This is a genomic window from Streptomyces sp. NPDC023723 (genome assembly GCF_040639815.1).
Lineage (GTDB): Bacteria > Actinomycetota > Actinomycetes > Streptomycetales > Streptomycetaceae > Streptomyces.
On record NZ_JBFAAP010000001.1, the window covers coordinates 245,708 to 266,281 of the forward strand.

The window sequence follows — 20,574 nt, forward strand, 5'->3', positions numbered from 1 at the left end:
GTTACGGGTGCGAGGGGGTGCCGGGGGCGGGGGCCTCCGGGGGGTCGGCCGGGTGAGCGGCGGGGGGATCTGCGGGTGCGGGTGCGGGTGCGGGGGCTTCAGGCGCTTCGGCGGTGGGCTGGGCGGGGGTGCCGCGTACGGCCTGCCGGAAGCTGGTGAAGCGGGCGACGCGGGCCCGTGCCTCCTCGCGGGTCGGCGGGGTGCGCGGGGCGGCGGACTGCTGTGCGGCCTGGGCGCGTTCGGCTTCGGCGAGGGTACGGCCGCGGCGGCGGCGGGGGAGTCCGTGCGGGAGCGTGGACCCTTCCGGGGACGGAAGGGGGGCGTACGCGGTGGTGGGGGATGCGGGGGTCGTGGGGGACTCGACCGGAGCAGGGTGGGACGTCCCGGACGTGGCGTGGCGCTGCGGGAGCTGGGGGGCGGCGGCCGCGCGGGCCGCGTCGGGCTCGGCGGCCGTGGCGGAAGCGTCGGCGGCGGTCGGGGCCGTCGCGTCCGCCACGTCCGTTGGATCGGACGGGGCCGCCGGGACCGGCGTCCGCTCCCGGCCAGGGGACGGCAGTGCCGCCGGGAGGGCACCCGTCGCCCCCGTCGAACCGTCCGCGGAGACCAGCAGTTCCTGCGGGACCAGCATCAGCACGCCCGTGCCGCCCCGGGCCGACGGACGGAACGAGACCTTCAGCCCGTACCGCTGCGCCAGCCGCCCCACCACCGCGAGCCCCAGCCGGGTCCCGGTCAGGCCGCCGAGCCCGGCGGTCCGGCCGGACACCGCGCGTTCGGCGCGGCGCAACTGGACGTCGCCCATCACCAGGCCGCTGTCCTCGACGGACACGATGGCGCCGGCCGGGACCTCCTCGACGTAGACGTGGACCTCCGCCGTCGGCGGGGAGAAGTTCGCGGCGTTGTCCAGGATCTCGGCCAGCGCGTGCATCACGCCCTCGGCGGCGTGCCCGGCGACGGCGGTCTCGCTGGTGGAGTGCACCCGGACCCGCTGGTAGCCGCTGATCCGGCCCATCGCGCCGCGCAGGATGGACTCCATGCCGATCGGCCGGGCCCAGCGGCGACCCGAGCGGGCGCCCGCCAGTACGGCGACGGAGTCGGCGAGCCGGCCCGCCTGGGCGGTGCGGTGGTCGAGGTGGAGCAGGTCGGTCAGGACGTCCTCGTCGGCGTGCCGTTCCTCCATCGTGCGCAGGTCGGCGAGGGTGGCGGTGGCCAGCGCCTGGAGGCGGCCGGCGACGTTGGCGGTGGCGGAGACGGCGGCGGCGCGGCGCGACTCGGCCTCGCGGAACTTCTTGGTGACCCGGGCCACCTCCCCGGTCAGCCGGGCCCGTTCCGCCATGTGCTCCTCGGCCAGCCGGTCCCGCTCGGCGGCGTGCTCCTCGGTGCGCCGGGCCAGCTCCGCCTCGTACTCCGCCGTCAGCCGCGCGTGTTCGGCGGCGTGCGCGTCGGTCAGCCGGGCCCGCTCCTGGGCCAGTTCGGCCGCGGCACGCGCGTGCTCCTGGGCCAGTTCGGCGGTCAGCCGGGCGCGTTCGCGGTCCAGTTCGCCGGTCAGCCGGGTGCCTTCCTGGCGCGCCTCCTCGGCGATCCGGACCCGTTCCTGGAGCAGCCGCCCCAACTCCTGGTTGGCGGACTCCAGTCGGCGCCGGGCCGTCCGGGCCGACCGGATGCCGTGCCCGGCCACGGTGACCGCCACGCTCAGCAGCAGGCCGGCCGCGCCGGCTCCCAGCGCGAGCGGGACGCGCACGGTCCCCGGTGCGGCGGCCACCGAGGCGGCCACCACCAGCCCGGCCGCCACCGCGGTGATCAGGAAGACGGGCAGCAGGCTGGATATGGCGGGGCGTTCGCCGGAGGGTGTGGGGGAGGGCATCAGTCGGTTCCTCGGTCGAGTCCGCGGGCGTTCACCGGAGCAGGGCGTTCCGTGGTCTGTTTTCGGCAGTCTTCTCCGGTGCCGGCCAACACCTTTGGCTACCTGACGGTCACTATAAGAGACTTCACGGTCGCGTTGGGCACATTAGTGTCACGTTCTTAGCATCAGATCACAGGAACAACTACGGCAAAGGTGCCGGCGGTGAACCCGGCGCTCCGGATGGCTCGAAGCGGCATGCTGAGTACATGACGGATCTGCGGAACGCGCTACGGGCCGCCGTACGCGGCGAGGTCTCCTTCGACGCGACCGCGCGAGCGCTGGCCACCATGGACGCGTCCAACTACCGCCGGGTCCCGCTGGGCGTGGTCGCGCCCCGGGACGCCGACGACGTGGCCGCCGTACTGGAGGTCTGCCGGGCGCACGGGGTGCCGGTCGTGCCGCGCGGCGGCGGCACCTCGATCGCGGGCCAGGCCACCGGCACCGGCGTGGTGCTGGACTTCACCCGGCACATGAACCGGCTGATCGCCCTCGATCCCGAAGCGCGCACGGCCGTCGTCCAGCCGGGGCTGGTGCTGGACCGGCTCCAGGAGGCGGCCGCCCCGCACGGCCTGCGCTTCGGCCCCGACCCCGCCACCCACAGCCGCTGCACCCTCGGCGGCATGATCGGCAACAACTCCTGCGGCTCCCACTCGGTGGCCTGGGGGACCACGGCCGACAACGTGGCCGGGCTGTCCGTCGTCACCGCGCGCGGCGCGCGGCTGCGGCTGGGCCGGGACTGGGCCGGCGCGCCGGACGGGCTGCGCCCACTGGTGGACGCCGAACTGGCCCGCCTGCGCACCGGCTTCCCCGAACTGCCCCGCCGGATCTCCGGATACGCCCTGGACGCCCTGCTGCCGGAGCGCGGCGCGGACGTCGCCCGCTCCTTCTGCGGCTCCGAGGGCACCCTCGGCGTGCTGACCGAGGCGGTCGTCCGGCTGGTCGGAGCGCCGCCCGCGCGGGCCCTCGCGGTGCTCGGCTACGGCGACGAGAGCGCGGCGGCCGAGGCGGCGGCCGCGCTGCTGCCGCTCGGGCCGCTGACCGTGGAGGGCATGGCGGCCGACCTGGTGCCGGACCCGGCCGGACTGCCGAAGGGCGGGGCGTGGCTGTTCGTGGAGACCGGCGGGGAGTCGGCGGCACAGGCCCGCGCGCGGGCGGACGCGGTGGTGCGGGCCGCCGATGTCGGGGCCGCCCGCGTGGTCACCGACCCGGCCGGGCAGCGGGCGCTGTGGCGGGTGCGGGAGGACGCGTCCGGTACGGCGACCCGGATGCCGGACGGGAGCGAGGCGTGGCCCGGCTGGGAGGACTGCGCGGTGCCGCCCGCCCGGCTCGGCGGGTATCTGCGGGACTTCCGGGGGCTGCTGGCCGAGCACGGGCTGCGCGGGACGCCGTACGGGCATTTCGGGGACGGCTGCATCCACGTCCGGATCGACTTCGACCTGCTCACGGCGGCCGGGGTGGCCCGGTTCCGCCGCTTCTCCGAGGAGCTGGCGGACCTGGTGGTGGCGCACGGCGGTTCGCTGTCCGGCGAGCACGGCGACGGACAGGCCCGCGCCGAACTCCTGCCGCGCATGTACGGCGCCGAGACCGTCGACCTCTTCGCCCGCGCCAAGGCCGTCTGGGACCCCGACGACCTGCTCAACCCCGGCATGCTGGTCCGCCCGGCCCCCCTCGACACCAACCTCCGGTTCGCCGTCCTGCCCCGCGAGCCGGTCGACGTCGCCTTCGGCTACCCGTCCGACGGCGGCGACTTCACGGCCGCGGTCCGGCGCTGTGTCGGCGTCGCCAAATGCCGTACGGCGTCGGCGGCAGGGGCGTCCGTGATGTGCCCGTCGTTCCGGGCGACCGGCGCGGAGCGGCACTCGACCCGCGGCCGGGCCCGGCTGCTGCACGAGATGCTGGCCGGCGAGGTGATCACCGACGGCTGGCGGTCCACGGAGGTCCGCGACGCCCTCGACCTGTGCCTGTCCTGCAAGGGGTGCCGGTCGGACTGCCCGGTCGGGGTGGACATGGCCACGTACAAGGCGGAGTTCCTGCACCACCACTACGCGGGCCGGCGCCGCCCCGCCGCCCACTACACGATGGGACGGCTGCCGGTCTGGCTGCGCTGGGCCGCCCGTATCCGGACGGCGGCGCTGCTCAACGCGCTGGCGTCGGTACGCCCGTTGGCGGCGGTGGCCAAGCGGCTGGGCGGCGTCGCGGCCGAGCGGGAGATCCCGCGGCTGGCCGGCGAGACGTTCACCCGGTGGTGGCGCGGGCGGCGGCCGGCCGCGGCCGGCCACGGCGACCTGGTCGTACTGTGGCCCGACACGTTCACCGAGCACCTGTCGCCGTCCGTGGGCCGGGCGGCCGTGCGGGTGCTGGAGGCGGCGGGCCTGCGGGTGGCGCTGCCGCCGACGCTGCGGCTGCCGGGCGGCGCGCTCGGCGACGGCCGCACCCGTACGCCCGCGGCCCTGCTGACGGCCCGGCGCGGCCAGGTCTGCTGCGGGCTGACGTACGTCTCCACCGGCCAGCTCGACCGGGCCCGCACCGTCCTGCGCCGCACCCTCGACCTGATGGAACCGGTGCTGGAGTCCGGCGCCCCCGTCGTCGTCCTGGAACCGAGCTGCGCCGCCGCGCTCCGCACCGACCTGCCCGAGCTGCTGCACGACGACCCGCGCGCGGCCGTCCTCGCCGGGCGCGTCCGCACCTTCGCCGAGGTGCTGGAGCGCCACGCCCCCGACTGGACCCCGCCCGCCCTGAACCGTCCGGTCACCGGCCAGACCCACTGCCACCAGCACGCCGTCCTCGGCGACGCGGCCGACCGCCGCCTGCGCGCCGCCGCCGGCCTGACCGGCGAACCGGCCGGCGGCTGCTGCGGGCTGGCCGGCAACTTCGGTTTCGAGCGGGGGCACTACGAGGTGTCGGTGGCCTGCGCGGAGGACCGCCTGCTCCCGGCGGTGCGGGAGGCACCGGAGGGCGCGGTGGTCCTGGCGGACGGCTTCTCCTGCCGTACGCAGCTGGAACAGCTGGCGGGGACGCGGGGCCGGCATCTGGCGGAGGTGCTGGCGGACGGACTGCGCGCGCGAGAACCGGAGGACGAAACCGACCCGACTGTCACCAACTAGCTCGGATGAGCGGAACCGCGTGGTGCCGCTGAGGCGTGGTGAGGCGTATGGGTGATCAAGGTGACGGGCCGGGTGACGGGCCGGGACGTGCGCGGTGGCGCGGCGGTGAACGGCGCTGGGTGCTGATCGGCGGCGGCACCGCCCTGGCCGCGGCTCTCGTGGCCGCCACCGTGCTGGTGATCGGCGGCGGCCCCCACCGCATCACCGCCACCCCGCACACCTGCCACACCACCACGCCCAGCGCTCCCACTGATCCCACTACGTCCACCACACCCACTACGCCCGCCGGATCCGCCGCGAACACCGCGTCCGCCGCTCCCACCGCCGACTTCGACGGGGACGGTCACCCCGACCTGGCCTTCGGTTCGCTCGGGAGCGTGCCGGACGGAAGCGGGGGCGGCAGCATCGCGGTGGCGTACGGCTCGGGGGACGGCACGGAACCGGCCCGCTGCCAGTACCTCACCCAGGACGACCCCGGGATACCGGGAAAGAACCGCAACGAGGCGTACCTCGGAAGCGACGTGGTCGCCCGCGATCTCGACGAGGACGGCTACACCGACCTCGCCACCCTGGTCTTCGACTGGAAACCGAGCGTGATCGTCCTGTGGGGTTCCGCCGACGGACTGTCCCGCGCCACCCGGGTGCCGGGCACCGACGGCACGCACGTCCCCTGGCAGTTCGACCCGATCCTGGACGAGCAGCTCGCCGCCGGGGACTTCGACGGCGACCGGCACACCGACCTGGTCTTCGGCCTCGGCTCCGCGAAGGGCCTGCTCAAGGGCCCCTTCCAGCGCGACGGCACCCCGGCGGACACGGCCGCCGTCCCGGCCCCGCGCAATCCCGGGGCGGCCACCGGCAGCGCCGGCTACGGCGACCTGGTCACCGGCGACCTCAACGGCGACGGCACCGACGACCTGGTGACCCTGCACTCCTACGAGCCCGGTGGGGACGCCGGGACCCGCCGGCCGGTCGGCTACCTCCAGGGCGGCCCGGACGGCTTCACCCAGCCGAAGGGCGTCGACCTCCCCGAGGGGGCCCGGGCGACCACCGGTGACGTGGACGGCGACGGCTACGACGACCTGCTGCTCAGTCCCAGGGAGGGCGACGGGGACCAGCTGTCGGTGACGGTGGTGTACGGCTCGGCGTCCGGGCCGGGGAAGCGGACGACCACCGTCGGCCCCGGCACCCCGGGGGTGCCCGGTGCGGTGTCCCGGGACGCGGACGCCGTCGTCACGTCCCTGGACACCGGGGACGTCAACGGCGACGGCTACGCGGACGTCGTCGCCGGAGCACCCCGCGACGACCCGTACGTGAAACCCGGCCCGGAACAGGTACTGCTGCTGCTCGGCGGCCCGGACGGCCTGACCGGCGAGGGGGCCCGCGTGTACGACGGAGCCGGCCTGCGCGGCGGCTCCGGCCCGCCGGACGGGTTCGGCGGCGAGGTCTGCCTCACCGACCTGGACGGCGACCGGCGGGCCGACCTGGTGGTGGCGGCGTACGGCGACGACAAGGTCGAGGGTTCCGCGTGGCTGCTGCCCGCCACCGCCGCCGGGCCGTCCGTCGGGGGAGCCGTCCGGCTCCTCGGGGACTCCTTCGACGACACCGAGGACATGGACCTCTACCTGGGCGGCGGCGGCATCGCCGGCTAGCCCCGCAGCCCAGCCCAGTCCAGTCCAGCCCAGTCCGGCCCGTCTCAGCAGGTGGTCTCGCCCCGCACCAGCGGACGGCACACCGGCTGGACCTCCTCGGGCAGCTCGTCGGGCCGGCACCAGCGGGCGTCCAGGATCTCGAACGGGTCGAGGCGCAGCTCGCCGCCGAGCAGCCGGGCCTCGTACGCCACCTCCAGCCGGGTACGGAAGCCGCTGTTCAGCATGACCAGCCGGCCCGCCGCCACATCGAGGCCGGTCTCCTCCTTGACCTCGCGGACCACGGTGGCCCGGAAGTCCTCGCCCTTGTGCGCGAACCCACTCGGCAGGCCCCACTGGCGGCCGGGCGGCCACATCCGGTGCCGCAGCAGCAGCACCCGCCCCTCACCGTCCCGTACGACACCGGTCACCCCGACCACGAACTTCGGGTTCAGCAACCAGACCAGGCGGCTCTGCACAGGGCGCAGGGCACGCCAGAGCCGGGCGAGGAGTCGGCGCACGGGGCCTCCGGGACGGGCGGGTACGGCGGACCGGTAACGCCGCCGCTGCGGACGCTACCCGGCGCGGGCGCCGGTCCGCGGGCCGGGCGTGCGTTGACAGCCGCGTACCCGGCCCAGGACAGTTGCATGGCGGGGCTATGCGGCTGACCTAGTCCATTTCCCTGCACCAGGCAGTACAGTGAGATGAACTCGACCCGTTCGTCGACCGCCACCACCGCCCCGGAGCCCCCGTGAACACCCCCAGCGCCGAGCCCGGCATCCCGACCCCGGCCGTCCCCGCGCCGGGCGGCACCCCCCTGCCCGCCCCCGCCCCCGGCGCCGGGACCGGGGGCGCCCCCGGCCGCCGGGGCGCCCTCGGGCCGGTCGGCCTGGTCCTGGCCGGCGGGCTGTCGGTGCAGTTCGGCGGCGCGCTGGCGGTGACCCTGATGCCACGGGCCGGCGCGCTCGGCATCGTGACCCTGCGGCTGGCCGTCGCCGCCGTCGTGCTGCTCCTGGTCTGCCGGCCCCGGCTGCGCGGCCACTCCCGCGCCGACTGGGGCACGGTGATCGTCTTCGGCGTCACCATGGCCGCCATGAACGGCCTCTTCTACCAGGCCGTCGACCGCATCCCGATCGGCGCGGCGGTCACCCTGGAGGTGCTCGGCCCGCTCGCCCTGTCCGTCGCCACCTCCCGTCGCGCGGTCAACCTCGTCTGGGCCGCGCTCGCGCTGGCCGGCGTCTTCCTGCTCAGCGGCGGCGGCTTCGACAGCCTCGACCCGGCCGGCGCCGGCTTCGCGCTCGCGGCGGGCGGGATGTGGGCGGCGTACATCGTCTTCAGCGCCCGCACCGGCCGCCGCTTCCCGCAGGCCGACGGCCTGGCGCTCGCCATGGCGGTCGGCGCGCTGCTGTTCCTGCCGCTGGGCATCGCCGAGTCGGGGACGAAACTCGTCGACCCGGTGACGCTCGGCCTCGGCGCCGCCGTCGCCCTGCTCTCCTCCGTCCTGCCCTACACCCTCGAACTGCTCGCCCTGCGCCGGCTGCCCGCCGCCACCTTCGCCGTCCTGATGAGCCTGGAACCCGCCATCGCCGCCCTGGCCGGCTTCCTGGTCCTGGACCAGGCCCTGACCGCCGCCCAGGCCGCCGCCATCACCCTGGTCGTGGCGGCGAGCATGGGGGCGGTGCGGACCCAGGTGGGACGGGGGCGCGGGAGCGGACCGAAGGCCGCTGCCTGACCACACGTTCCTGACCACACGTCCCTGACCACACGCGCACGCGCCGGCTCCGGCGGGCGGATAAATCCAGCAAGCATGCTTGATTGTTTCCGTCCCCGCTGCCATGCTCCCCCCCACCGCACCGTCCCCGCACCACCGCACCCGCCCGCCGCCGTGTCCGAGGGGAGCGCACCGTGTCCGACCCGACGCCCGTGATCGACGACCTGCGTGAGGAGGGCGCGGAACTCGACGCGCTGGTCGCCCGGTTGCGGCCCGAGCAGTGGGCGTTCGCCACCCCCGCCACCGGCTGGACGATCGCCCATCAGATCGCGCACCTCGCCTGGACCGACCGGTCCGCCCTACTGGCCGTCACGGACCAGGACGGCTTCCGGACCCTGGTGGACAAGGCCCTCGCCGCACCCCACGGCTTCGTCGACGAGGGCGCGGAAGAGGGCGCGGTGCTGCCGCCCGCCGTACTGCTGGCCGGGTGGCGGCGTGGCCGCACCGCCCTGGACGAGGCGCTGCGCGCGGCCCCGCCCGGCGCCCGCTTCCCCTGGTACGGGCCGCCGATGAGCACCGCGTCGATGGCGACGGCCCGGCTGATGGAGACCTGGGCGCACGGTCTGGACGTGGCCGACGCGCTCGGCATCGGCCGCCCGCCCACCGGCCGGCTGCGGCACGTGGCCCGGCTCGGCGTCCGCACCCGGGACTTCGCCTTCGCCGCCCGGGGCCTCACCCCGCCCACCGAGGAGTTCCGCGTCGAACTGACCGGCCCGCGAGGACACCCGTGGGCGTACGGCCCCGAGGACGCCGCCCAGCGCGTCACCGGCCCCGCCCTCGACTTCTGCCTGCTGGTCACCCAGCGCGCCCACCGCGCCGACCTCGCCCTGCACGCGGCCGGTCCGGACGCCGACCGCTGGCTGGACATCGCCCAGGCGTTCGCCGGGCCGCCGGGGGACGGACGCGCGCCGAAGGGGGCGGCCGGATGACCGTCCTGCGGATAGGCAACGCCTCCGGCTTCTACGGCGACCGCTTCGACGCCATGCGGGAGATGCTCACCGACGGCCCGCTGGACGTCCTCACCGGTGACTACCTCGCCGAGCTGACCATGCTCATCCTGGGCCGGGACCGGCTGAAGGACCCCGGCGCCGGGTACGCCCGCACCTTCCTGCGGCAGTTGGAGGAGTGCCTCGGCCTCGCCCACCAGCGCGGCGTCAAGATCGTCAGCAACGCCGGCGGCCTCAACCCGGCCGGTCTCGCCGCCGCGGTACGGGAACTGGCCGCCCGGCTCGGCATCCCGGTACGCGTCGCGCACGTCGAGGGCGACGACCTCACCGCCCGTCACCCCGGCGCGCTGGCCGCCCACGCCTACCTCGGCGGCTTCGGCATCACCGAGTGCCTCAGGGCGGGCGCCGACATCGTCGTCACCGGCCGGGTCACCGACGCCGCCCTGGTCACCGGGCCGGCCGCCGCCCACTTCGGCTGGCGGCCGGCCGACCACGACCGGCTCGCGGGCGCGGTCGTCGCCGGGCACGTATTGGAGTGCGGGGCGCAGGCGACCGGCGGGAACTACGCCTTCTTCCGGGACGGCGACGTCCGGCGCCCCGGCTTCCCGCTCGCCGAACTGCACGCCGACGGCAGCTGTGTCATCACCAAGCACGACGGCACCGGCGGCTTCGTCGACACCGGCACGGTCACCGCCCAGCTCCTGTACGAGACGGGCGGCGCCCGGTACGCCGGGCCGGACGTCACCGCCCGCCTCGACACCGCCACCCTCACCCCGGACGGCCCGGACCGCGTCCGGATCGCCGGCGTGCGCGGCGAGCCGCCACCGCCCACCCTCAAGGTCGGCCGCAACCGGCTCGGCGGATTCCGCGGCGAGGTCGTCTTCGTCCTCACCGGTCTCGACATCGAGGCCAAGGCGGCACTGGTCCGGGAGCAGTTGGCCCCCGCCCTCGGCAAGGTCGAGGAGGCCCGCTGGGAACTGGTCCGCACCGACCGGCCCGACGCCCCCACCGAGGAGACGGCCGCCGCCCTGCTGCGGCTCGTGGTCCGGGACGCCGACCAGCGGGCGGTCGGACGGTCGATCGGCGGGGCGGCGGTGGAACTGGCCCTCGCCAGCTACCCCGGCTTCCACGTCCTGGCACCCCCGGGGAAGGGCGACCCGTACGGAGTCTTCGAGGCCGGGTACGTCCCCCAGGACACCGTCGGCCACCTCGCCGTCCTCCCCGACGGACGCCGCGTCCCGGTGCCGGCGCCGCAGGCCACCGCCGCCCTCACCGAAGTACCGCGGCCCGCACTGCCCGACCCGCTGCCGCCCGGCCCGGTCAGGAGGGCCCCGCTCGGCCGGATCGCCGGCGCCCGCAGCGGCGACAAGGGCGGCGACGCCAACGTCGGCGTGTGGGCCCCCACCGACGACGCCTGGCGCTGGCTGGCGCACGAGCTGACCGCCGACCGGTTCCGGGAGCTGCTCCCGGAGACCCGCGAGCTGCCCGTGACCCGGCACGTGCTGCCCAACCTGCGCGCCCTGAACTTCACCGTCGCGGGCATCCTCGGCGCGGGCGTCGCCGCGCGGCACCGCTTCGACCCGCAGGCCAAGGCGCTCGGCGAATGGCTGCGCGCCCGTCACCTGGAGATACCGGAGGTTCTGCTGTGACCGTCCTCGCCTCCGCCCTCGACCCCACCGCCCCCGACCACCGGGCGCACCGCGCGGCCATGCTCGGCAAACTCGCCGAACTGGACGCCGAGCACGCCAAGGCCCTGGCCGGCGGCGGCGCGAAGTACGTCGAACGGCACCGCGCCCGCGGCAAGCTGCTCGCCCGCGAGCGCGTCGAACTCCTCCTCGACCCCGACACGCCCTTCCTGGAGCTGTCCCCGCTGGCGGCCTGGGGGAGCGAGTACACCGTCGGCGCCTCGCTGGTCACCGGCATCGGCACGGTCGAGGGCGTCGAGTGCCTGATCACCGCCAACGACCCGACGGTGCGCGGCGGCGCCTCCAACCCCTGGTCGCTGAAGAAGGCCCTGCGGGCCAACGACATCGCGCTGGCCAACCGGCTGCCCTGCGTCAGCCTGGTGGAGTCGGGCGGCGCCGATCTCCCCTCCCAGAAGGAGATCTTCATCCCCGGCGGCGCGATCTTCCGCGACCTCACCCGGCTGTCGGCGGCCGGCATCCCGACCGTCGCCGTCGTGTTCGGCAACTCCACGGCGGGCGGCGCGTACATCCCCGGCATGTCCGACCACGTCATCATGGTCAAGGAGCGGGCGAAGGTGTTCCTGGGCGGGCCGCCGCTGGTCAAGATGGCCACCGGGGAGGAGAGCGACGACGAGTCGCTCGGCGGCGCGGAGATGCACGCCCGCGTCTCCGGCCTCGCCGACCACTTCGCCGCCGACGAACCGGACGCCCTGCGCCAGGCCCGCCGGGTCGTCGCCCGGCTCAACCACCGCAAGGCCCACCCCGACCCGGGACCGGCCGAGCCACCGAAGTACGACCCGGAGGAACTGCTCGGCATCGTCCCCGGCGATCTGCGCACCCCCTTCGACCCGCGCGAGGTGATCGCCCGGCTCGTCGACGCCTCCGACTTCGACGAGTTCAAGCCCCTGTACGGGACGAGCCTGACGACCGGCTGGGCGACCCTGCACGGCTATCCGCTCGGCATCCTCGCCAACGCCCAAGGCGTGCTCTTCTCCGCGGAGTCCCAGAAGGCCGCCCAGTTCATCCAGCTCGCCAACCAGCGCGACATCCCGCTCCTCTTCCTGCACAACACCACCGGATACATGGTCGGCAAGGAGTACGAGCAGGGCGGCATCATCAAGCACGGCGCGATGATGATCAACGCGGTCGGCAACTCCCGTGTCCCGCACCTCTCCGTCCTGCTCGGCGCCTCCTACGGCGCCGGCCACTACGGCATGTGCGGCCGCGCCTACGACCCGCGCTTCCTGTTCGCCTGGCCCAGCGCCAAGTCCGCCGTCATGGGCCCGCAGCAACTGGCCGGCGTGCTGTCCATCGTCGCCCGGCAGTCGGCGACGGCGAAGGGCCGGCCGTACGACGACGAGGCGGACGCGGCGCTGCGCGCGATGGTGGAGCAGCAGATCGAGTCCGAGTCGCTGCCGATGTTCCTGTCCGGGCGGCTGTACGACGACGGTGTCATCGACCCGCGCGACACCCGCACCGTCCTCGGCCTGTGCCTGTCCGCCCTGCACACCGCCCCCTACCAGGGCGTGCGCGGCGGCTTCGGCGTATTCCGCATGTGAGGAGTCACATGATCACCTCAGTACTGGTCGCCAACCGGGGCGAGATCGCCTGCCGGGTCTTCCGCACCTGCCGCGCGCAGGGCATCCGCACCGTCGCCGTGCACTCCGACGCCGACGCCGGCGCCCTGCACACCCGGCTGGCCGACGCGGCCGTACGGCTGCCGGGGACGGCGTCCGCCGACACCTATCTGCGCGCCGACCTGATCGTGAACGCGGCCCGCGCGGCCGGCGCCGACGCCGTGCACCCCGGCTACGGCTTCCTCTCCGAGAACGCCGCCTTCGCCCGCGCCGTCACCGCCGCCGGCCTGACCTGGATCGGCCCGCCGCCGGCGGCGATCGAGGCGATGGCGTCCAAGACCCGGGCCAAGAAACTCATGGGCGTCGAGCCGCTGCACGAGGTCACCGAGGCCGACCTGCCGGTGCTGGTGAAGGCGGCGGCCGGCGGCGGCGGACGCGGCCTGCGGGTCGTGCGCCGCCTCGCCGACCTGGACGCCGCCCTGACCGCCGCCCGCGCGGAGGCGGCGAGCGCCTTCGGCGACGGCGAGGTCTTCGTCGAACCGTACGTCGAGCACGGCCGCCACATCGAGGTGCAGATCCTCGCCGACACCCACGGCACGGTCTGGACCCTCGGCACCCGCGACTGCTCCCTCCAGCGCCGCCACCAGAAGGTCGTCGAGGAGGCCCCGGCCCCCGGCCTCCCCGAAGACCTCACCCGCGACCTGTACGAGCAGGCGGTACGCGTCGCCCGCGCCGTCGCCTACACCGGCGCCGGCACCGTGGAGTTCCTGGTGGCGGACGGCCGGACCCACTTCCTGGAGATGAACACCCGGCTCCAGGTCGAACACCCCGTAACCGAGGCCGTGTTCGGCATCGACCTGGTCGCCCTCCAGCTCCGGGTCGCCGAAGGCCACCCGCTCGGCCCCACTCCTCCCCGCCCCCACGGCCACGCCGTCGAGGCCCGCCTGTACGCCGAGGACCCGGCCGCCGACTGGGCCCCGGCGACCGGCCGTCTGCACCGCCTGGCCGTCCCCGACGGCATCCGCCTGGACACCGGCTACACCGACGGCGACGACATCGGCGTGCACTACGACCCGATGGTCGCCAAGCTCGTCGCCCACGCCCTCACCCGGGCGGAAGCCGTCCGCCGCCTGGCCGGCGCCCTGGACCGGGCCACGATCCACGGCCCCCGCACCAACCGCGACCTCCTCGCCCGCTCCCTGCGCCACGCCGACTTCACGTCCGCCCGCATGACCACGTCCTTCTACGACCGCCACCTCCCCGAACTCACCGCGCCCGCCCCCGACCCGCACGCCCCCCTCGCCGCCGCCCTCGCGGACGCCGCCGCCCGCGCCCGGTTCGGCGGCGCGTGGCGCAACCTGCCCTCCCAGGACCAGGTGAAGCGGTACGCGGTCGCGGGCGAGGAGACCGAGGTCCGCTACCGGCACACCCGCACCGGCCCGCGGGCGGACGGCGTACAGGTCGTCCACACCGACCCCCACCTCGTCATCCTGGAGACCGACGGCGTACGCCGCCGCTACGAGGTGGCCCGCTACGGCGCCGAGATCCACGTCAACACCACCCGCCTCACCGCCCTCCCGCGCTTCCCCGCCCCCGCGACCGCCCACGCCCCCGGCTCCCTCCTGGCCCCCATGCCCGGCACGGTCACCCGGGTGGCGGACGGCATCAAGGAGGGCTCCCGCGTCACGGCGGGCCAACCCCTCCTCTGGCTGGAGGCCATGAAGATGGAACACCAAATCACCGCCCCGGCCACCGGCACCCTGACCTCACTGCACGCCGTGACGGGCCAGCAGGTAACGGTCGGCTCCCTACTGGCGGTAGTGCAGAGCACCTAGGGGCGCGGGGAACTGCGCGACAAGCCACAACGAAGGAGCCACATGCCCACCACCGAAACCCAAGACCACGAGTCCCTCCGCCAAGCCGTGGCAACGCTGGGCAAACGCCACGGCCGCCACCACGACCGCGAGGCCCTCTGGCAAGAGGCCGGCAAACTCGGCTACCTCGGCGTCAACATCCCGGAGGAGTACGGCGGCGGCGGCCACGGCATCACCGAACTCTCCATCGTCCTCGAAGAACTCGGCGCGGCCGGCTGCCCCCTCCTCATGCTGGTCGTCTCCCCGGCCATCTGCGGCACGGTGATCGCCCGCTTCGGCACCGAGGAACAGAAACGACACTGGCTCCCCGGCATCGCCGACGGCACCCGCACCATGGCCTTCGGCATCACCGAACCCGACGCCGGCTCCAACAGCCACCGCATCACCACCACCGCCCGCCGCGACGGCACCGACTGGCTGCTCACCGGCCGCAAGGTCTTCATCAGCGGCGTCGACATAGCCGACGCCACCCTCATCGTCGGCCGCACCGAAGACGCCCGCACCGGCAAGCTCAAGCCCTGCCTCTTCATCGTCCCCCGCGACACCCCCGGCTTCGAGCGCCGCCCGATCGACATGGAACTGCACGCCGCCGAGAAGCAGTTCGAGCTGACCCTCGACGACGTACGCCTCCCCGCCGACGCCCTGGTGGGCGACGAGGACGCCGGCCTGCTCCAGCTCTTCGCCGGCCTCAACCCCGAACGGATCATGACCGCCGCCTTCGGCATCGGCATGGGCCGCTACGCCCTGGCCAAAGCGATCGAGTACGCCCGCGACCGCACCGTCTGGAACACCCCCATCGGCGCCCACCAGGCCATCGCCCACCCGCTCGCCCAGGCCCACATCGACCTGGAACTGGCCCGCCTGATGATGCGCAAGGCCGCCCAGCTCTACGACGCGGGCGACGACATCGGCGCCGGCGAGGCCGCCAACATGGCCAAGTACGCCGCCGGGGAGGCCTGCGTGAAGGCCGTCGACCAGGCCGTGCACACCCTCGGCGGCAACGGCCTCACCCGCGAGTTCGGCCTCGCCTCCCTGATCACCGCCGCCCGGGTGGCCCGGATCGCCCCGGTGAGCCGCGAGATGATCCTCAACTACGTCTCGCACCAGACCCTGGGCCTGCCCAAGTCGTACTAGCCGTACCGTCCTGGAGGAACCGTGTTCCGAAGCCAGTACGCGGACGTCCCACTGGTGGACCTCCCCATCCACGACGCCGTCCTCGGCCACGCGGCCACCTTCGGCGCCGCGCCCGCGCTGATCGACGGCACCGACGGCACCACCCTCACCTACGAGCAACTGGACCGCTTCCACCGCCGGGTCGCCGCCGCCCTCGCCGAGGCGGGCGTCCGCAAGGGCGACGTGCTCGCCCTGCACAGCCCGAACACCGTCGCCTTCCCGATCGCGTTCTACGCCGCCACCCGGGCCGGCGCCTCGGTCACCACCGTGCACCCGCTGGCCACCCCGGAGGAGTTCGCGAAACAGCTCGGTGACTGCGCGGCCCGCTGGATCGTCACCGTCTCCCCGCTCCTCGACACCGCCCGCCGGGCCGCCCGGCTCGCGGGCGGGGTGAGTGAGATCCTCGTCTGCGACAGCGCCCCCGGCCACCGCTCCCTCGTCGACATGCTGGCCAGTACCGCGCCCGAGCCGTCCGTCGCCATCGACCCGGCCGAGGACGTCGCCGCGCTGCCGTACTCCTCCGGGACCACCGGCACCCCCAAGGGCGTGATGCTCACCCACCGCCAGATCGCCACCAACCTGGCCCAGCTGCACCCGTCGATGCCCGCCGACCCGGGCGACCGGGTCCTGGCCGTCCTGCCCTTCTTCCACATCTACGGGCTGACCGCCCTGATGAACGCCCCGCTCCGCCTCGGCGCCACCGTCGTCGTCCTGCCGCGCTTCGACCTCGAACAGTTCCTCGCCGCCATCCAGACCCACCGCATCACCGACCTGTACGTCGCCCCGCCGATCGTCCTCGCCCTCGCCAAGCACCCGGTGGTCGCCGACTACGACCTCTCCTCGCTCAGGCGCGTGGTCAGCGCCGCCGCCCCGCTGGACGCGGCCCTCGCCGCCGCCTGCTCGCACCGGCTCGGCCTGCCGCCGGTCGGCCAGGCGTACGGCATGACCGAACTCTCCCCGGGCACCCACGTCGTGCCCCGGGACCAGATGGCCACCGCCCCGCCCGGCACCGTCGGCAAGCTCATCGCCAACACCGAGATGCGGATCGTCTCCCTCGACGACCCCGGCACGGACCTCGGCCCCGGCACGTCCGGCGAGATCCTGATCCGCGGCCCGCAGGTGATGAAGGGCTACCTGGGCCGCCCCGACGCCACCGCCGCGATGATCGGCCCCGACGGCTGGCTGCACACCGGCGACGTCGGCCACGTGGACGAGGACGGCTGGCTGTTCGTCGTCGACCGGGTCAAGGAACTCATCAAGTACAAGGGCTTCCAGGTCGCCCCCGCCGAACTCGAGGCCCTCCTCCTCACCCACCCCGCCATCGCCGACGCCGCCGTGATCGGCGGCCACGACGACAACGGCAACGAGATCCCGCACGCCCACGTCGTGCGCCGCCCGGGCCCGCCCGCGCTGACCGAGAGCGAGGTCATGATGTACGTCGCCGAACGCGTCGCCCCCTACAAACGCGTCCGCCGCGTCACCTTCGTCGACGGCGTGCCGCGCGCCGCCTCCGGCAAGATCCTGCGCCGTGAACTGCGGGACCGCGCATGACCCTGACCGTCCACCCGCCCGCGCGCGGCATCGGGACCCTCACCCTCGACTCCCCGCCCACCCGCAACGCGCTGTCCGCCGCCCTCGTCACCGACCTCACCACCGCCCTCGCGCGGGCGGGCCAGGACGACGGCGTCCGGGCCGTCGTCCTCACCCACACCGGCAGCACCTTCAGCGCCGGCGCCGACCTGCGCGACCCGCCCGACCCGAAGGCCCTTCTCGCCCTGCTCCGGGGGATCGTGGAGCTGCCCAAACCCGTCGTCGCCCGGGTCACCGGCCACGTCCGGGCCGGCGGCCTCGGCCTGCTCGCCGCCTGCGACATCGCCGTCGCGGCGGACACGTCGACGTACGCCTTCACCGAGGTCCGGATCGGCGTGGCGCCCGCCGTCATCTCGCTGCCGGTGCTGCCCCGCGCCGACCCGCGCGCCCTGGCCCGCTACTGCCTCACCGGCGAACGCCTCGACGCCGCCGAGGCCGTCCGGACCGGGCTGATCACGGCGGCGGGCGACGACGTGGACGCCGTACTCGAACCGGTCCTGGACGGGCTGCGCCGGGCCGCCCCGGGGGCCCTGGCCGAGACGAAACGGCTGCTCACGGCTAGGGTGCTGGAGACCTTCGACCGGGACGGAGCCGAGCTGACCGCGCTGACGGCACGGCTGTTCGCCGCCGCCGACGCCCGCGAGGGCATGACGGCCTTCCTCGAACGACGGGATCCCGCATGGGTGCTGTGACCGCGACCGGTGCCGACCGCGCCCCCAAGCAGGACCGCAGCCGCGCCACCCGGCGCCGGCTGCTGGCCGCCGCCGTGTCCTGCCTCGCCGAACGCGGCTGGGCCGGCTCCACGGTCTCGGTCGTCGCGATGCGGGCCGGCGTCTCCCGGGGCGCCGCCCAGCACCACTTCCCGACCCGCGAGGACCTGTTCACCGCCGCCGTCGAGTACGTCGCCGAGGAACGCTCCCGCGCCCTGCGCGCCCTCTTCCCCGAGGGCGCCGCCGACCGCCGCGCGGTGGTCGCCGCTCTGGTCGACCTCTACACCGGCCCGCTCTTCCGGGCCGCCCTGCACCTGTGGGTGGCCGCCTCCAACGAGGACCAGCTGCGCGGCCGGGTCACCGAACTGGAGGCCCGCGTCGGCCGCGAGACCCACCGCATCGCCGTCGACCTGCTGGCCGCCGACGAGCTGCGCCCCGGCGTCCGGGAAACCGTCCAGGGCCTGCTCGACATGGCCCGCGGCCTGGGCCTGGCCAACCTCCTCACCGACGACACGGCCCGCCGGGAACGGGTCGTCGAGCAGTGGGCGGCCCTGCTGGACACCGCGCTGGAGCCGGCCCCCGTCACGGACTGAGCCGCTCCACCCGCCAGCCCCCGCCGCCGTCCGCCGCCGCGACGTACCGCAGCCGGTCGTGCAGCCGGTTCTCCCGGCCCTGCCAGAACTCCACCGTCCGCGGCACCACCCGGAACCCGCCCCAGTGCGGCGGCACCGGCACCTGCTCGCCCTCCGGGTAGCGGGCCGCCAGCTCGGCGTAGGCGGCGTCCAGTTCGGCCCGGGAGCCGGCCACCGCCGACTGGGTACTGGCCCACGCCCCGAGCTGGGAGCCGTGCGGCCGGGTGCGGAAGTACGCGGCCGTCTCGTCCCGCCCGGTGCGGGCCGCCGTACCCGTGACGATCACCTGCCGGGCCATCGGATGCCAGGGGAAGAGCAGCGAGACGTACGGGTTGGCGGTCAGGTCGCGGGCCTTGCGCGAACCGTAGTTGGTGTAGAAGACGAAGCCGCGCTCGTCGAAGTGCTTCAGCAGCACCGTGCGCGAGCTCGGCCGGCCCTCGGCGTCGGCCGTCGAGACGACCATGGCGTTCGGCTCGAAGAGGCCGCCGTCGGTGGCCGCCTGCTTGAACCAGCGGGCGAACTGCGCTACCGGCGTGGCGGCCAGCTCGGTCTCCCCGAGCCCGTCGGCCCGGTACTGCCTGCGCATCGAAGCGAGATCCACCCTGTCATCCTGCCCTATGGCACTGAGTGCCGTCAGCCCTCCCCGGCGGTGGCACTGAGGGATATCGTGCCGCCTACGGGGCATCACAGGGATGGCCGCCGGGGGCCGCGAGCCGGGGACGACGGCCGCGGACCCGCCGGGCACGGCCACCGTCCCGCACCCCACCGTGCACACGACCATGAGGAGCCGCCTGATGTCCGACTTCGTACCCGGGCTAGAGGGAGTCGTCGCGTTCGAGACGGAGATCGCCGAACCCGACAAGGAGGGCGGCGCGCTCCGCTACCGCGGCGTCGACATCGAGGACCTGGTCGGGCACGTCTCCTTCGGCAACGTCTGGGGCCTGCTCGTGGACGGCGCCTTCAATCCGGGCCTGCCGCCCGCCGAGCCGTTCCCGATCCCGGTGCACTCCGGCGACATCCGGGTCGACGTGCAGTCCGCCCTCGCCATGCTGGCGCCCGTCTGGGGCCTGAAACCCCTCCTCGACATCGACGCCGAGCGGGCCCGCGCCGACCTGGCCCGGGCCGCCGTCATGGCCCTGTCCTACGTCGCCCAGTCGGCCCGCGGCCAGGGCCTGCCGATGGTCCCGCAGCGCGAGATCGACAAGGCCGGGTCCGTCGTCGAACGCTTCATGACCCGCTGGCGCGGCGAGCCCGACCCCAAGCACGTCGCCGCCGTCGACGCCTACTGGACCTCGGCCGCCGAACACGGCATGAACGCCTCCACCTTCACCGCCCGCGTCATCGCCTCCACCGGCGCCGACGTGGCCGCCGCCCTGTCCGGCGCGGTCGGCGCCATGTCCGGCCCGCTGCACGGCGGCGCCCCCTCCCGCGTCCTCGGCATGATCGAGGAGATCGAACGCACCGGCGACGCCGAGGCGTACGTCAGGAAGGCCCTCGACCAGGGAGAGCGTCTGATGGGCTTCGGCCACCGGGTCTACCGCGCCGAGGACCCCCGGGCCCGGGTCCTGCGCCGCACCGCCCGCGAACTGGGCGCCCCCCGCTTCGAGGTCGCCGAGGCGCTGGAGAAGGCGGCCCTGGCCGAACTGCACGCCCGCCGCCCGGACCGGGTGCTGGCCACCAACGTCGAGTTCTGGGCGGCCATCGTCCTGGACTTCGCCGAGGTCCCCGCGCACATGTTCACGTCGATGTTCACCTGCGCCCGCACGGCCGGCTGGTCCGCGCACATCCTGGAGCAGAAGCGCACCGGCCGCCTGGTCCGCCCCTCGGCCCGCTACACCGGCCCCGGCTCCCGCGACCCGCGCGACATCGAGGGCTACGAGTCCCTGTAGATCCGCGTCCCCGCAGATCCGCGGCACCGGGCCGGGCATGCAGGCGACCCGCGAGTCAGGTTCCTCCGGGGAGGAGCCGGCCGGACGTACCGGCGAC

General features: G+C 75.0%; 15 protein-coding genes. 12 read left to right on the forward strand and 3 right to left on the reverse strand.

Annotation, left to right across the window (positions count from 1 at the left end):
- Window position 1: 1 nt before the first annotated feature.
- Window positions 2–1,861 (reverse strand): ATP-binding protein, encoded by a 1,860-nt coding sequence (locus AB0G32_RS01265; RefSeq protein WP_361156436.1) that lies wholly within the window; start codon window positions 1,859–1,861, stop codon window positions 2–4.
- 245 nt (window positions 1,862–2,106) lie between these two features.
- On the opposite strand from AB0G32_RS01265, the gene AB0G32_RS01270 reads away from it, so the two are divergent.
- Together AB0G32_RS01270 and AB0G32_RS01275 are read left to right on the forward strand one after the other, a co-directional pair.
- Complete coding sequence (locus AB0G32_RS01270; protein ID WP_361156439.1) at window positions 2,107–5,004, forward strand: FAD-binding and (Fe-S)-binding domain-containing protein; 2,898 nt, start codon at window positions 2,107–2,109, stop codon at window positions 5,002–5,004.
- 47 nt (window positions 5,005–5,051) lie between these two features.
- On the forward strand, window positions 5,052–6,653 hold the full coding sequence (locus tag AB0G32_RS01275; RefSeq protein ID WP_361156441.1) for an FG-GAP repeat protein: 1,602 nt from the start codon (window positions 5,052–5,054) through the stop codon (window positions 6,651–6,653).
- Window positions 6,654–6,697: 44 nt separating this feature from the next.
- Here AB0G32_RS01275 and AB0G32_RS01280 read toward each other — a convergent pair whose 3' ends face one another.
- Entirely contained in the window at window positions 6,698–7,150 is a 453-nt protein-coding gene (locus AB0G32_RS01280) for an NUDIX domain-containing protein (RefSeq protein ID WP_361156444.1), read from the reverse strand.
- Window positions 7,151–7,446: 296 nt separating this feature from the next.
- Between AB0G32_RS01280 and AB0G32_RS01285 the strand changes: the two genes are divergently transcribed.
- From AB0G32_RS01285 to AB0G32_RS01325, 9 genes are all read left to right on the forward strand, one after another.
- A complete protein-coding gene (locus tag AB0G32_RS01285) occupies window positions 7,447–8,361 on the forward strand; it encodes an EamA family transporter (protein WP_361157130.1) in 915 nt (304 codons plus the stop codon).
- 173 nt (window positions 8,362–8,534) lie between these two features.
- Complete coding sequence (locus AB0G32_RS01290) at window positions 8,535–9,329, forward strand: TIGR03084 family metal-binding protein (protein ID WP_361156447.1); 795 nt, start codon at window positions 8,535–8,537, stop codon at window positions 9,327–9,329.
- Window positions 9,326–10,996: an acyclic terpene utilization AtuA family protein gene (locus AB0G32_RS01295; protein WP_361156450.1), complete on the forward strand. Its 1,671-nt coding sequence runs from the start codon at window positions 9,326–9,328 to the stop codon at window positions 10,994–10,996. The genes AB0G32_RS01290 and AB0G32_RS01295 overlap by 4 nt, the downstream gene beginning before the upstream one ends.
- Window positions 10,993–12,591 (forward strand): carboxyl transferase domain-containing protein, encoded by a 1,599-nt coding sequence (locus tag AB0G32_RS01300; protein WP_361156452.1) that lies wholly within the window; start codon window positions 10,993–10,995, stop codon window positions 12,589–12,591. Before AB0G32_RS01295 ends, AB0G32_RS01300 begins: the two co-directional genes overlap by 4 nt.
- 8 nt (window positions 12,592–12,599) lie before the next feature.
- Window positions 12,600–14,444, forward strand: a complete 1,845-nt coding sequence (locus AB0G32_RS01305; protein WP_361156455.1) for a biotin carboxylase N-terminal domain-containing protein — start codon at window positions 12,600–12,602, stop codon at window positions 14,442–14,444.
- Window positions 14,445–14,486: 42 nt separating this feature from the next.
- The gene (locus AB0G32_RS01310; RefSeq protein WP_361156458.1) at window positions 14,487–15,617 is read left to right on the forward strand and encodes an acyl-CoA dehydrogenase family protein; all 1,131 of its coding nucleotides are present in this window, start codon (window positions 14,487–14,489) and stop codon (window positions 15,615–15,617) included.
- Between the two features lie 21 nt (window positions 15,618–15,638).
- Window positions 15,639–17,207, forward strand: a complete 1,569-nt coding sequence (locus AB0G32_RS01315) for a 4-coumarate--CoA ligase family protein (protein WP_361156460.1) — start codon at window positions 15,639–15,641, stop codon at window positions 17,205–17,207.
- Window positions 17,204–17,938: an enoyl-CoA hydratase family protein gene (locus tag AB0G32_RS01320; protein ID WP_361156463.1), complete on the forward strand. Its 735-nt coding sequence runs from the start codon at window positions 17,204–17,206 to the stop codon at window positions 17,936–17,938. The genes AB0G32_RS01315 and AB0G32_RS01320 overlap by 4 nt, the downstream gene beginning before the upstream one ends.
- The gene (locus AB0G32_RS01325) at window positions 17,926–18,549 is read left to right on the forward strand and encodes a TetR/AcrR family transcriptional regulator (protein WP_361156465.1); all 624 of its coding nucleotides are present in this window, start codon (window positions 17,926–17,928) and stop codon (window positions 18,547–18,549) included. Before AB0G32_RS01320 ends, AB0G32_RS01325 begins: the two co-directional genes overlap by 13 nt.
- Here the strand turns inward: AB0G32_RS01325 and pdxH are convergent.
- Window positions 18,539–19,174: a pyridoxamine 5'-phosphate oxidase gene (gene pdxH, locus AB0G32_RS01330; protein ID WP_361157133.1), complete on the reverse strand. Its 636-nt coding sequence runs from the start codon at window positions 19,172–19,174 to the stop codon at window positions 18,539–18,541. The two genes, AB0G32_RS01325 and pdxH, sit on opposite strands and share 11 nt — an antisense overlap.
- Before the next feature lie 208 nt (window positions 19,175–19,382).
- Here pdxH and AB0G32_RS01335 point away from each other — a divergent pair, with 208 nt between their 5' ends.
- Window positions 19,383–20,477 carry a citrate synthase 2 gene (locus tag AB0G32_RS01335; RefSeq protein WP_361156468.1) on the forward strand — a complete coding sequence of 365 codons (1,095 nt, stop codon included), beginning with the start codon at window positions 19,383–19,385 and terminating at the stop codon, window positions 20,475–20,477.
- Window positions 20,478–20,574 lie beyond the last annotated feature (97 nt).